The organism is Actinosynnema sp. NPDC059797, from assembly GCF_042732085.1.
GTDB lineage: Bacteria > Actinomycetota > Actinomycetes > Mycobacteriales > Pseudonocardiaceae > Actinosynnema.
Window position 1 is genome coordinate 18,765 of record NZ_JBHWIE010000006.1, and the last position, 12,577, is coordinate 31,341.

Here is a 12,577-nt window from a genome sequence, read left to right on the forward strand (position 1 = left end):
CCTGAGGCTCGACCGCAACCCATCCACTGCCGGCGGCCGAGTTGTCCACAGGCGACGGCTCACCGGCCGGGGCAACCAGGACCTCAGCTGCGCGCCAGCGGCCCCCGCTGGTAGGCCAGCACCGCGCCCTTCACGTCGCTGTCCAGCAGCGCGTCCCACTGCCGCTCACCCTTGACCACCCGCAGCAGGAACGCCGTGATCAGCGCCCTGGCGAACTTCTGCGCCGCCCGCTCGCCCTTCCCGTCCAGCAGCAGCTCGCTCCAGTGCCGCCCCTCGGCGAACCCGAGGTGGCTCGCCTTGGGCAGCGTCCTCAGCTGCACCGGCCCCTGCCACGCCTCGGCGATGGCCTCCGCGTGCCCGACGGGCGGTGCGATGCGGTCCGCGCCGGCCGCCACGTGCAGGCCGGGCACCGAGACCCGGCGCGCGGCGTCCAGGGCGGACGGTCGGGTCTCGGATGCGGCGAACGTCACCACCGCCCGCACCCGCTCATCGTCGGCCGCGGCCAGCACCGCCGCGCCGCCGCCCATCGAGTGGCCCGCCACGGCCAGCCGTTCCGGGTCGACGCTGATGTCGCCCTCGCCGAGCCGCACGCCGGTGCAGACGTCGAGGGTCGTGCGCAGGTTGCCGGCGAGCAGCCGCGCCGACATCAGCGGCCCGCGCTGGGTGCCCGGCGCGGCGGCCACGAAGCCCCACGACGCCAGGTGGCGCAGCAGCGCCCGGTACCGCTCGACCGGCTGCAACCAGCCGTGGGCGAAGGCCACGGCGGGCAGGCCCAGGCCGGAGGAGGGGGTGTAGACGAGGCCGGGCAGGCCGACGAGGGCGAGGTCGCCGCGCAGCACCGCGTGCCCGCCTGGCCTGCTGAGCTGGTCGAGCACCTGCTTCGCCGAGTAGCCGCTCACCGCGTGAACGGTAGTCGATCGCCGCTCATCATGATTGGTCTAAACCAAAGAGGGGGCCGACCTGCGGAAACGGTCGCGAGTGGGCCTCGAAGATCGCCCCGCTGGTCTGGTTACGCTGTGCGGCGTGTGCGGAATCGTGGGATATGTGGGACACCGCCCGGCGCTGGACGTCGTGCTCGACGGCCTGCGGCGCCTGGAGTACCGGGGCTACGACTCGGCGGGCGTCGCCGTGCTGGACGGCGAGGGCGGCCTGGCCGTCGAACGGCGGGCCGGCCGCCTGAGCAACCTGGAGACCCGGCTGGACGAGGTCGGTCGCGAGTCCTTCGCGGGCACCGCCGGCATGGGCCACACCCGCTGGGCCACCCACGGCGCGCCGGTCGACCGCAACTCGCACCCCCACCGCGACGCGACGGGCCGGGTCGCGGTCGTCCACAACGGCATCATCGAGAACTTCGCCGCCCTCCGCGCCGAGCTGGAGGCCGACGGCGTGGAGATGGCCAGCGACACCGACACCGAGACCACCGCGCACCTGATCGCCCGCGCCTACGACGAGGGCGACACCAAGGGCGACCTGGTCGCCAGCGTGCGCGTCGTGGTCCGCCGCCTGGAGGGCGCGTTCACCCTCGTGGTCACGCACGCCGAGCACCCGGACCTGGTCGTGGCCGCCCGCCGCTCCTCGCCGCTGGTGGTCGGCGTCGGCGAGGGCGAGACGTTCGTGGCCAGCGACGTGTCGGCGTTCATCGAGCACACCCGCGAGGCCGTCGAGCTGGGCCAGGACCAGGTCGTGGTGATCGACCGCGACGGCTACACCGTGACCGACTTCGACGGCGAGGAGGCCGCGGCCAAGCCGTTCACGGTCAACTGGGACCTGTCGGCCGCCGAGAAGGGCGGCCACGAGTACTTCATGCTCAAGGAGATCGAGGAGCAGCCCGAGGCGCTGGCGAACACGCTGCGCGGGCACTTCGCCGACGGTCGCATCGTGCTGGACGAGCAGCGGCTGTCCGACCAGGACCTGCGCGACGTGGACAAGGTGTTCGTGGTCGCCTGCGGCTCGGCCTACCACTCCGGCCTGGTCGCCAAGTACGCCATCGAGCACTGGACGCGGCTGCCCGTCGAGGTCGAGCTGGCCAGCGAGTTCCGCTACCGCGACCCGGTGCTCGACCGCGACACCCTCGTGGTCGCCGTCTCCCAGTCCGGCGAGACCGCCGACACGCTGGAGGCCGTGCGGCACGCCCGCGCGCAGAAGGCCCGCGTGCTGGCGGTGTGCAACACCAACGGCGCGCAGATCCCGCGCGAGTCCGACGCGGTGCTCTACACGCACGCCGGCCCGGAGATCGGCGTCGCGTCCACCAAGGCGTTCCTCGCCCAGATCGCGGCGAACTACCTGGTCGGCCTGGCCCTGGCGCAGGCGCGCGGCACCAAGTACCCGGACGAGGTGGCCCGCGAGTTCCACGAGCTGGAAGGCGCCGCGGCGGCCGTGCAGAAGGTGCTGGGCACCGTCGAGCAGGTCCGCGCGCTCGGCCGCGAGCTGGCCGACTCCAAGGCCGTGCTGTTCCTCGGCCGCCACGTCGGCTACCCGGTGGCGCTGGAGGGCGCGCTCAAGCTCAAGGAGCTGGCGTACATGCACGCCGAGGGCTTCGCGGCGGGCGAGCTGAAGCACGGCCCGATCGCGCTGATCGAGGAGGACCTGCCGGTCGTCGTGGTCATGCCCTCGCCCAAGGGGCGCGCGGTGCTGCACTCGAAGCTCGTGTCGAACATCTCCGAGATCCAGGCCCGCGGCGCGCGCACCATCGTGATCGCCGAGGAGGGTGACGAGACGGTTCGCCCGTTCGCGGATCACCTGATCGAGGTGCCCGCGGTGCCGACGCTGCTCCAGCCGCTGGTCTCCACCGTCCCGCTGCAGGTGCTGGCCGCGGAGATCGCCCGCAGCCGGGGCTACGACGTGGACAAGCCGCGCAACCTCGCGAAGTCCGTCACGGTCGAGTAGGGCAGGCTGGTCGGCGTGCGCGGTCTGTGGACGACAGCTCGGGTCAGGTCGGCTGAGGAACGGGTGCTGGCGGCGACGCCGCCGGGCGCGCTGATGCGCCGGGCGGCGTTCGGCGTGGCGTCGGTCGCCCTGGAGCTGCTCGGCGGCAGGCGGCGCGTCGGCCTGCTGGTCGGCGCGGGCAACAACGGCGGCGACGCCCTGTGGGCGGGCTACTACCTGCGCAAGCGCGGGGTGGCCGTGTTCGCCGTGCTGCTGTCGCCGGAGCGGGCGCACGCGGAGGGCCTGGCCGCGTTCCGGCGCGCCGGCGGCCGCGTGGTGGCCGAGCTGCCGCCGGTGGACCTCGCGGTCGACGGCATCGTCGGCCTGTCCGCCCGCGGCCCGCTGCGCCCGGACGCCGCCGAGCACGTCGCGCGCCTGGACGCGCCCGTGCTGGCCGTCGACCTGCCCAGCGGGATCGACCCCGACACCGGCGCGGTCGACGGGCCGCACGTGCGCGCGCACACCACCGTCACGTTCGGCTGCCTCAAACCGGTGCACGCGCTGGCCGACTGCGGCGACGTGCGGCTGGTGGACCTCGGCCTCGGCCCCGAGCTGGGCGGCCCCGACCTGCTCGAACTCGACCTCGACGACGTCGGCGCGGCCTGGCCGGTGCCCGGTCCCGGGGACGACAAGTACACCCAGGGCGTCACGGGCGTGGCCGCCGGCTCGGCCACGTACCCGGGCGCGGCCGTGCTGGCGACCGGCGCGGCCGTGCTGGCCACCTCCGGCATGGTCCGCTACGCCGGCGCCGCCGCCGACCACGTGCGGGCGCGCCGGCCCGAGGCCATCTGCACGGGCTCGATCACCGACGCGGGCCGCGTGCAGTCCTGGGTGGTGGGCCCGGGGCTGGGCACCGGCCTGTCCGCGGAGGCGGTGCTGCGCGGCGTGCTGGAGGCGGGCGTCCCGGTGTGCGCGGACGCCGACGCCATCACCATGCTCGCCAACAACCCCGACCTGTGGGACGCGCGCGACCCCGACGCGCCGCTGGTGCTGACCCCGCACGACCGCGAGTACGAGCGCCTGGCGGGCCCGGTGGGCGTCGACCGGGTGGCCGCCGCGCGCCGCGCCGCCGAGAAGTTCGACGCCGTCGTGCTGCTCAAGGGCCACACCACGGTGGTCGCCGGGCCCGACGGCCGGACCCTGGTCAACCGCGCCCGCACGTCGTGGGCGGCGACCGCGGGCTCCGGCGACGTGCTGTCGGGGATCCTGGGCGCGCTGCTCGCGGCCGGCCTGGACCCGGTGCTCGCGGCGGGCTGCGCGGCCAGGGTGCACGTCCTCGCGGCCGAGCTGGCCTCGGACGGCGCGCCGATCCCCGCGTCGGCGCTCCTCGACGCGCTGCCGGACGCGATCCGCGCCGCCCGGCCGCTGTGACCGGGCCGTTGTGACACCATGAACGGCGTCATGGCTGCTCCTCGCGCTGAGGTCGTGATCGACCTCGACCACCTCCGGCACAACGTCGCCCACCTCGACGCCCTCGCGCCCGCCGCCGACACGATGGCGGTGGTGAAGGCCGACGGGTACGGCCACGGCGCCGTGGAGGTCGCCCGCGCCGCGCTGGAGGCGGGCGCCACGTGGCTCGGCTCGTGCTCGCTCCCCGAGGCCCTCCACCTGCGCGCGAACGGCCTGACCGCGCCGGTCCTGGCCTGGCTCGACCCGCCCGGCACGGACTACGCGCCCGGCGTCGAGCAGGGCGTCGACCTGTCCGCGTCCTCGGTGCGGCAGCTCGACGAGATCTCCGCCGCCGCGAGCCGGGCCGGCCGCACCGCCCGCGTCCACCTGAAGATCGACACCGGGCTGTCCCGCAACGGCTGCCCGCCCGCCGACTGGCCCGAGCTGGTCGAGCGGGCCGCGCGCACCCCGAACGTCGAGGTCCACGCGATCTGGTCGCACCTGGCCGTGGCCGACGAGCCGGGCCACCCGGGCACGGACGCCCAGGCCGGGCGCTTCGACGACGCCTTCCGCGAGGCGCGGGCCGCCGGGCTCGACCCGCGGCGCCACCTGGCCAACTCCGCCGCCCTGCTCACCCGCCCCGACCTGCACTTCGACCTGGTCCGGCCGGGTATCGCGATCTACGGCCTCAACCCGGTGCCGGTCCCGGCCGACCTGCGCCCGGTGATGACGTTCCGCTCGGTGGTCGCGCTCGCCAAGCGCGTCCCGGCCGGCGAGTCGGTGTCTTACGGCCTGACCTGGACCGCCAAGTCCGACACGACCCTGGCCCTGGTGCCCGTCGGGTACGCCGACGGCGTGCCGCGCGCCCTGTCCAACCGGATGCACGTGTGGCTGAACGGCCGCAGGCACCCGGTCGTCGGCCGCGTCTGCATGGACCAGGTCGTGGTCGACTGCGGCGACGACCCGGTGACCGAGGGCGACGAGGTGGTGCTGTTCGGGTCGGGCGCGCACGGCGAGCCGACCGCCCGCGAGTGGGCCGACACCACCGGCACCATCGACTACGAGATCGTCACCGGCATGTACCGGCCGCGGGTCGCCCGCGCCTACCGGGGGCGGCGGTGAACACCCTGTGGAAGGCCGCCGGGTGGGTGGGCGGCGTGCTCGGGGCCGCGGCGACCGGCGTGGCGGTGGGCGTGGCCGCGAACCAGAAGAAGGTCTCGCACGACCGGCTCGCCGCCGACCCGCTGGCCGACGAGCCGCTGGGCGAGCTGCCCCCGACCCGCGAGTCCACCGTGGACGCCGACGACGGCGTGCCGCTGTCGGTGCAGGAGGTCGAACCGGACGACGGCGGCGCGCCGGAGCTGACCGTCGTCCTCGTGCACGGCTTCGCCCTGGACCGCCGCTGCTGGCACTTCCAGCGCCGGGACCTCGCGGCGCTGACCGGGCCGCGCGTCCGCCAGGTCCTCTACGACCAGCGCAGCCACGGCCGCTCGGGGCGCGCGCCCGCCGGTTCCAGCACCATCGACCAGTGCGCCCGCGACCTCGACGCGGTGATCCGGGTGACCGCGCCCGACGGCCCGCTGGTGCTCGTCGGGCACTCCATGGGCGGCATGACGATCATGGCGCTGGCCGAGCAGCGGCCCGAGCTGTTCGCCGACCGGGTGCGCGGCGTCGCGCTGGTCGGCACGGCGGCGGGCGCGGTCGGCGGCGCGGGCCTGCCCAAGTCGGTGCTGTCCCGGTACAACCCGGTGACGCTGGGCGTCGGCAGGATCGCCGGCCTCCAGCCCGGCCTGGTCGAGTGGGTCCGCGGCCGGGCGTCCACGCTGACCTGGAGCGGCATCCGGGTGCTGGCGTTCGGCGACCACCACGTCAGCCCGTCGCTGGTCGACCTGATGGCGAAGATGATCAACGGCGTGCCGGTGCGGGTGCTCACCGAGTTCCTGGAGACCCTGGGCACGCACAACCGCTACAAGGCGCTGGCCGGCCTGCGGCACTGCGAGGTGCTGGTGATCAGCGGCGACGCGGACAAGCTGACGCCGTTCTCGCACGCCGAGCGGATGGCCGAGGAGATGCCGCACGGCGAACTGGTCCGCGTGCCCGGCGCGGGCCACATGCTCATGTTGGAACAGGCCGACCTCGTCACCGGGCACCTGGTCGGTCTGGTTCGGCGCAGCGCCGCCGAACGGTCGGAAAGCAGGCGGTCGTGGTGGCGACGAGCGTGACGCTCCCCGAGGTGGCGGACACCGAGGAGTTCGGGCGCAGACTGGGTGGCCTGGTGCGGGGCGGCGACCTCGTGCTGCTGTCGGGGCCGCTGGGCGCGGGCAAGACGGCGCTGGTCCGCGGCCTGGCCGCGGGTCTGGGCGTGACCGGCCGGGTCAGCTCGCCGACGTTCGTGATCGCGCGAGTGCACGACCCCGCGCCGGGCGGCCGGGGCGTGCCGCTGGTGCACGTCGACGCCTACCGGCTCGGCGGGCACCTCGACGAGCTGGACGACCTGGACCTCGACACCGACCTGGTGGACGCGGTGGTGGCCGTGGAGTGGGGCGAGGGCGTCGCCGAGCGGCTCAGCGCCGACCACCTGCTGATCACCCTGGAGCGGCGGGACGACGACGTCCGGGTCGCGAGCCTGCACCCGCACGGCGCGTGGGCCGACCGCGAGCTACCGGTCTGAGTCCTCGTCCGGCGCCGGTTCCGCGATACCGCGCACCACGCCCAGCTCGACCAGGTCCTGCGGCCGCAACCGCAGGTCGTCGGCCAGCTCGGGTACGTCCGACCGCTTGAGGACGGCGGCGGCCGACTCGGGCGCGATCACCGAGAAGAAGGCGTCCGGCGCGATCCACGTGTGCTCGGGCGACGACAGCGCCAGCGCGCCGCCGGACCCGCCCTCGCCGACGACCAGGGTGGTGATCGGCACGCGGGCCCGCGCCACGGTCGCGAACAGCTCGGCGATGGCCGGCCCGACCCCCGCCCGCTCGGCCGCCGCGTCGTTGGCCGCGCCGGGCGTGTCGACCAGGGTCAGCACGGGCAGCGCGAACCGCTCGGCCAGCCGGACCAGGCGGGTCGCGGTGCGGAACCCGGCCGGGGTGGTGGGCGTGCCGGTCTGCGCCGCGAACGCGATGGACCGCCCGCCCCGCGAGCCGATGCCGCACAGCACGCCGGGGTCCACGCCGCCCGCGCGGTCGCCGCTGACCGGCACCCGGTGGTCGAAGTAGTCGTCCAGGTAGGCGCGGGCGCGCGGGCGTCCCGGGGCGCGGGCCCGCAGCACCGCGTCCCACCCGGACACCGGCAGGTCGCGCGCGCCCAGGGCCCGCGGCACCTCGGCGGGCGCCGCGTCACCGCGGGTCAGCAGGTCCAGGACGGCCCGGACGGTCGCTCCGACCTCCTCCCCGGGCACCACGACGTCGGCGGAGCCCGCCGCGAACTGGCCCTCGGCGGTGTAGGCGGGGTCGTCGGCGGGCCGCACCCTGCTGCCCGCGAACCCGACCTGCGCGCCCGCCACCGCGACGACGTAGTCCGCGCCCGCGCCCAGCGACGCCCACAGGCCGCCGGTGGTGGGGTCGCCCAGCACGGACACGTGCGGCAGCCCGGCCTCCCGGTGCCGGGCGCACAGCCGGGCCACCCGCTGGAGCTGCCGCAGCGACAGCATCCCCTCCTGCAGCCGGCTGCCGCCGGTGGCGATCCGCGACACCACCGGCAGGCGCGCCGACCGCGCCTCGGTGAACGCCTCCTCGATCAGCGCGCCGGTCGCCGTGCCCACCGAGCCGCCCAGGAACCGGAAGTCGAAGGTGATCACCACGGCCCGCCGGGACCGCGCCCAGGACACGGACTCGGCGCCGCCGGTCCGCGCCCGGGCCCGCGCCAGCTGGGCCTCGTAGCCGGGCCAACCCAGGGGGTTCGGGCGCGGGAGGTCCGGGCGGGGCGGTGTCACCGCAGTTCCCGCTTGAGGACCTTGCCCATGTCGTTGCGAGGCAGCTCGTCCAGGTAGCGGACCGCGCGCGGGCGCTTGTGCGGCGCGAGCAGGCGCGCCACGTGGTCGGCCAGCTCCTCCGGCGCGGCCGGCTCGCCCCGGGCCACCACCCACGCCACGACCCGCTCGCCCAGGTCGTCGTCGGGCTCGCCGGTCACCGCGACCTCGGCCACGGCCGGGTGCTCCAGCAGCGCGTTCTCGATCTCGCCCGCGCCGATCTTGTAGCCGCCGCTCTTGATCAGGTCGGTGGCGCGGCGGCCGACGAGCCGCAGGTAGCCGTCCGGCTCGACCACGGCCAGGTCGCCGGTGCGGAACCAGCCGTCGCGGAAGGCGTCCCGGGTGGCGTCCGGGCGGTTCAGGTACTCCAGGAACAGGTTCGGGCCGCGCACCTCCACCTCGCCCGGCTCGTCCCCGACGACCCGCACCTCCACGCCGGGCAGCGGCAGGCCGACCGTGCCGGGCCGCCGGTCGCCGTCCGCGCGGACGCTGGTGATCATCAGCGTCTCGGTCATCCCGTAGCGCTCGACCACGCGCAGGCCGGTCAGCTCCTCGACCCGCTGGTGCACCGCCGCGGGCAGCGGCGCCGAGCCGGACACCAGCAGCCGGGCGCGCCGGAACGCCCCCGCGTGCTCGGGCTCGTTCACGACCCGGTGGTACATGGTGGGCACGCCGAACATGACCGTGCCGCCGGCCTCCAGCGCCGCCGCGGCACCGGCCACCGTGAAGGTCCCCAGGTGGTGCACGGTCCCGCCGCGCCGCAGCACGCCGAGCACCCCCAGCCCCAGCCCGTGCACGTGGAACAGCGGCAGGCCGTGCACGACCACGTCGTCCCCGGTCCAGGCCCACGCCTCGGCCACCGCGTCCAGGTTGGACGCCAGCGCGCGGCGGGGGAGGACCACGCCCTTGGGCGGCCCGGTGGTGCCGCTGGTGTAGACGATCAGGGCGGGCGCCTCGCCGTCCGGCTCGGGCAGGTCGACCGCCGGGCCGGACGGCAGCTCGTCGTCGATCACGAGGTCGGGCTCGCTGTCGCCCAGGACGTGGGCGAGCTCCCGCTCGCCGATCTTCGGGTTGAGCGGCACGACCGGCACCCCGGCCAGCAGCGCGCCCACGATCGCCACGCAGGTCTCGGGCGTGGACCGGGCCCACACGGCGATGCGCTTGCGACCCCTGAGCCCGTACGCCACCCGACGGGCTTCGTCGGCCAACTGCTCGTAGGTCAGCTCCCGCTCGGGGAAGCGCAGGGCGGTCTTGGGCGACGGCGAGGCCAGCGCGGGCAGCAGCATCCCTTTACCTTGGCCGGCCCCACCGTCACGCGCATCACAGATGTGGTTCGAGCCACGCCATCAGCTGCATCTTCGGCCGCGCGCCCACGGTCTCCGCGACCAGCTCGCCGTCCTTGTAGAGCTGGAGCGTCGGCGCGGACATGATCCGCTGGTCCCGGGCGGTCCTCGGGTTGGCGTCCGTGTCGAGCTTCGCCACCACCAGCCCGTCCAGCTCGCGGTCGATCTCGGCCAGCACCGGCTCCAGCATCCGGCACGGCGGGCACCAGTCGGCCCGGAACTCCACCAGCACCGTCCCGGTGCTCACCGCCTCGGTGAACGTCTCGTCGGTCAACGCCCGCACGGCCTGCTCCTCTGCTCGGCTTCCTCCAGTTGCGCGCGCACCCGGTCCCGGGCCTCGGTCAGCCTGGCGACGTACTCGTCCAGCTCAGCCAGCTTGCGCCGGTACACGGCCACCGAGGCCGGGCACGCGTCCCCGCTCTCGTGGCCGTCGCGCAGGCACTGCACGAACGGGCGGGTGTCCTCCAGCGCGAACCCGATGCCGGTGAGCGAGCGGATCTCCCGCACCAGCCGCAGGTCGGCCTCGTCGTACTCCCGCCGGCCCTGGGCGTCCCGCCGCGCGGACAGCAGGCCCAGGGACTCGTAGTAGCGCAGCGCCCGGGTGGTGGTGCCACCTCGCCGCGCCAGTTCACCGATGCGCACGTGCCGATCCTCCGACTTGACGTGGACGTCAAGGCAAGTGTGGCCCCCTTCACCTCTATCCTTGTTCGTTGTGCTCGTGCTCGCCTTGGACACCGCCACCCCCGCTGTCACCGCCGGTGTCGTCGAACTGACCGCCGACAGCGCACCGCGCCCGCTCGCCCAGCGGGTGACGGTGAACCCGAAGGCGCACGGCGAGCTGCTGACCCCGCACCTCCAGGAGGCGCTGGCGGAGGCGGGCAGGTCGTTGGCCGACCTCGACGCGATCGTGTGCGGCTCGGGCCCCGGCCCGTTCACCGGCCTGCGCGTCGGCCTGGTCACCGCCGCCGCCCTCGGCCAGGCCCTCAACCGGCCCGTCTACCCGGTGCCGACCCCGGACGCCATCGCCCTGGACGCCCTGGCGCTGGGCACCACAGCCGGCAAACCGCTGCTCGTGGCCACGGACGCGCGCCGCAAGGAGGTCTACTGGGCCGCCTACGACGCCGCCGGCCGCCGCACCGACGGCCCGCACGTGGACCGGCCCGCCGACGTGCTGCCGAAGCTGCCCGCGGTGGCCGTCGCGACGGGCGAGGGCGCCGAGCTGTACGCCGACGTGCTGGGCCTGCCGGTGGTCGGCGCCCGCTACCCGTCGCCCGCGTCCCTGGTCGCCGCGGCGGCCGAGGAGCTCCTCGCGGGCGCCCGCCCGGCCGCGCTCACCCCGCTCTACCTGCGCCGACCCGACGCGGTCGAGCCGGTCGGCCGCAAGCGGGTGACGAAGGCGTGAGCGCCCGCACCGTCACCACCGCGCCGCTGCGGCACGAGGACGCCGCCCGGTGCGCGGAGATCGAGCGGGAGCTGTTCCCCGGCGACGACCCGTGGAGCGAGCAGGCCTTCCACAGCGAGCTGGACAACGGCAACTTCTACGTCGGCGCCTACTCCGACGGGCAGCTGATCGGCTACGCGGGCCTGGGCCTGACCGACTTCGAGTCCAGCGTGCACACGCTCGCCGTGGACAAGGGCTTCCAGGGCGGCGGCGTCGGCAAGACCCTGCTGCGCACCCTGCTGGCCAAGGCCGACGAGGCCGGGCTGCCGGTGTTCCTGGAGGTCCGCACGGACAACGTGCCCGCGATCAACCTCTACCTGGCGCACGGCTTCGAGCACCTGGGCGTGCGCCGCCGCTACTACCAGCCGTCGGGTGCCGACGCGTACACGATGGGAAGGCCCGCCAACCGTGACTGACCGGCTCATCCTCGGTATCGAGAGCTCGTGCGACGAGACCGGCGTCGGCATCGTCCGGCTCGGGCCGGACGGGGCGATGGAACTGCTCGCCGACGAGGTCGCCTCCAGCGTCGAGGAGCACGCCCGCTTCGGCGGCGTCGTGCCCGAGGTCGCCTCGCGCGCCCACCTGGAGGCCATGGTCCCGACCATGCGCCGGGCCGTGGAGAAGGCGGGCGTCGAGCTGCGCGACGTGCACTCGATCGCGGTCACCGCGGGTCCGGGCCTCGCGGGCGCGCTGCTGGTCGGCGTGTCGGCGGCCAAGGCCTACGCGGCGGCGCTGGACAAGCCGCTCTACGGCGTCAACCACCTGGCCGGGCACGTCGCCGCGGACACCCTCCAGCACGGCCCGCTGCCGGCGCGGTGCGTGGCGCTGCTGGTGTCCGGCGGCCACTCGCAGCTGCTGCTGGTCGAGGGCCTGGCCGAGCGGATCACCGAGCTGGGGTCCACCGTGGACGACGCGGCGGGCGAGGCGTACGACAAGGTCGCCCGGCTGCTCGACCTGCCCTACCCGGGGGGTCCGCCCATCGACAGGCTCGCCAAGCAGGGCAACGGGTGCGCGATCGCGTTCCCGCGCGGCCTGACCGGGCCCCGGGACGCCAAGTACGACTTCTCGTTCTCCGGCCTGAAGACCTCCGTCGCCCGGTGGGTGGAGCGGCAGGAGCGGGCGGGCGAGGAGATCCCGCTGGCCGACGTGGCCGCGTCGTTCCAGGAGGCCGTGGCGGACGTGCTGACCGCCAAGGCGATCCGGGCGTGCAAGGACCTCGGCGTGGACACCCTGGTGATCTCCGGTGGCGTGGCGGCCAACTCGCGGCTGTCCGGCCTGGCCGCCGAGCGGTGCGCCGAGGCGGGCATCGAGCTGCGCGTGCCGCGGCCCCGGCTGTGCACGGACAACGGCGCGATGATCGCGGCGCTGGGCGCGCACCTGGTCGCGGCGGGGGCCAAGCCGTCCCCGATGGACCTGTCCACCACGCCCGGCCTGCCCGTCGGCACGATCCAGGTCCTCTAGGCCGGGTCCTCCGGGTCGGGTTCTCTTCCGGGCGGCGTCCACCGCGCCGTCCGC

Annotated in this window: 13 protein-coding genes; 8 read left to right on the forward strand and 5 right to left on the reverse strand. The window is 75.3% G+C overall.

Annotation, left to right across the window (positions count from 1 at the left end; genetic code table 11):
- Positions 1–83: 83 nt before the first annotated feature.
- The gene (locus ACFV4N_RS03595; protein WP_499670921.1) at positions 84–899 is read right to left on the reverse strand and encodes a dienelactone hydrolase family protein; all 816 of its coding nucleotides are present in this window, start codon (positions 897–899) and stop codon (positions 84–86) included.
- A gap of 124 nt (positions 900–1,023) precedes the next feature.
- Between ACFV4N_RS03595 and glmS the strand changes: the two genes are divergently transcribed.
- From glmS to tsaE, 5 genes are read left to right on the forward strand one after another with little or no spacing between them, the layout of a single operon-like run.
- The gene (gene glmS, locus ACFV4N_RS03600; protein ID WP_499670922.1) at positions 1,024–2,886 is read left to right on the forward strand and encodes a glutamine--fructose-6-phosphate transaminase (isomerizing); all 1,863 of its coding nucleotides are present in this window, start codon (positions 1,024–1,026) and stop codon (positions 2,884–2,886) included.
- Between the two features lie 15 nt (positions 2,887–2,901).
- Complete coding sequence (locus ACFV4N_RS03605; protein ID WP_499670923.1) at positions 2,902–4,296, forward strand: NAD(P)H-hydrate dehydratase; 1,395 nt, start codon at positions 2,902–2,904, stop codon at positions 4,294–4,296.
- A 30-nt stretch (positions 4,297–4,326) separates the two neighbouring features.
- Positions 4,327–5,436 carry an alanine racemase gene (gene alr, locus ACFV4N_RS03610; RefSeq protein WP_499670924.1) on the forward strand — a complete coding sequence of 370 codons (1,110 nt, stop codon included), beginning with the start codon at positions 4,327–4,329 and terminating at the stop codon, positions 5,434–5,436.
- Positions 5,433–6,536, forward strand: coding sequence for an alpha/beta fold hydrolase (locus tag ACFV4N_RS03615; RefSeq protein WP_499670925.1), 1,104 nt, complete (start codon positions 5,433–5,435; stop codon positions 6,534–6,536). Before alr ends, ACFV4N_RS03615 begins: the two co-directional genes overlap by 4 nt.
- Positions 6,518–6,985 (forward strand): tRNA (adenosine(37)-N6)-threonylcarbamoyltransferase complex ATPase subunit type 1 TsaE, encoded by a 468-nt coding sequence (tsaE, locus tag ACFV4N_RS03620; protein ID WP_499670926.1) that lies wholly within the window; start codon positions 6,518–6,520, stop codon positions 6,983–6,985. Before ACFV4N_RS03615 ends, tsaE begins: the two co-directional genes overlap by 19 nt.
- Here tsaE and ACFV4N_RS03625 read toward each other — a convergent pair.
- From ACFV4N_RS03625 to ACFV4N_RS03640, 4 genes are read right to left on the reverse strand one after another with little or no spacing between them, the layout of a single operon-like run.
- On the reverse strand, positions 6,974–8,242 hold the full coding sequence (locus tag ACFV4N_RS03625; protein WP_499670927.1) for a carboxyl transferase domain-containing protein: 1,269 nt from the start codon (positions 8,240–8,242) through the stop codon (positions 6,974–6,976). The genes tsaE and ACFV4N_RS03625 overlap by 12 nt on opposite strands.
- On the reverse strand, positions 8,239–9,564 hold the full coding sequence (locus tag ACFV4N_RS03630; protein ID WP_499670928.1) for an acyl-CoA synthetase: 1,326 nt from the start codon (positions 9,562–9,564) through the stop codon (positions 8,239–8,241). Before ACFV4N_RS03630 ends, ACFV4N_RS03625 begins: the two co-directional genes overlap by 4 nt.
- A 34-nt stretch (positions 9,565–9,598) precedes the next feature.
- A complete protein-coding gene (locus tag ACFV4N_RS03635; RefSeq protein WP_499670929.1) occupies positions 9,599–9,904 on the reverse strand; it encodes a thioredoxin family protein in 306 nt (101 codons plus the stop codon).
- Positions 9,892–10,263 (reverse strand): MerR family transcriptional regulator, encoded by a 372-nt coding sequence (locus ACFV4N_RS03640; protein WP_499670930.1) that lies wholly within the window; start codon positions 10,261–10,263, stop codon positions 9,892–9,894. The genes ACFV4N_RS03635 and ACFV4N_RS03640 overlap by 13 nt, the downstream gene beginning before the upstream one ends.
- A gap of 70 nt (positions 10,264–10,333) precedes the next feature.
- Between ACFV4N_RS03640 and tsaB the strand changes: the two genes are divergently transcribed.
- Genes tsaB through tsaD form a run of 3 tightly spaced genes read left to right on the forward strand, consistent with a single transcriptional unit; the run spans position 10,334 to position 12,523 of the window.
- Positions 10,334–11,023, forward strand: coding sequence for a tRNA (adenosine(37)-N6)-threonylcarbamoyltransferase complex dimerization subunit type 1 TsaB (tsaB, locus tag ACFV4N_RS03645; RefSeq protein WP_499670992.1), 690 nt, complete (start codon positions 10,334–10,336; stop codon positions 11,021–11,023).
- Positions 11,020–11,478 carry a ribosomal protein S18-alanine N-acetyltransferase gene (gene rimI / locus ACFV4N_RS03650; protein ID WP_499670931.1) on the forward strand — a complete coding sequence of 153 codons (459 nt, stop codon included), beginning with the start codon at positions 11,020–11,022 and terminating at the stop codon, positions 11,476–11,478. Before tsaB ends, rimI begins: the two co-directional genes overlap by 4 nt.
- Positions 11,471–12,523 (forward strand): tRNA (adenosine(37)-N6)-threonylcarbamoyltransferase complex transferase subunit TsaD, encoded by a 1,053-nt coding sequence (gene tsaD, locus ACFV4N_RS03655; RefSeq protein WP_499670932.1) that lies wholly within the window; start codon positions 11,471–11,473, stop codon positions 12,521–12,523. The genes rimI and tsaD overlap by 8 nt, the downstream gene beginning before the upstream one ends.
- Positions 12,524–12,577 lie beyond the last annotated feature (54 nt).

Bases quoted from the DNA above. Each gene is read 5' to 3' on its own strand.
- alr (WP_499670924.1), top strand. From the start codon at position 4,327: ATGGCTGCTCCTCGCGCTGAGGTCGTGATCGACCTCGACCACCTCCGG.
- ACFV4N_RS03630 (WP_499670928.1), bottom strand. From the start codon at position 9,564: ATGCTGCTGCCCGCGCTGGCCTCGCCGTCGCCCAAGACCGCCCTGCGC.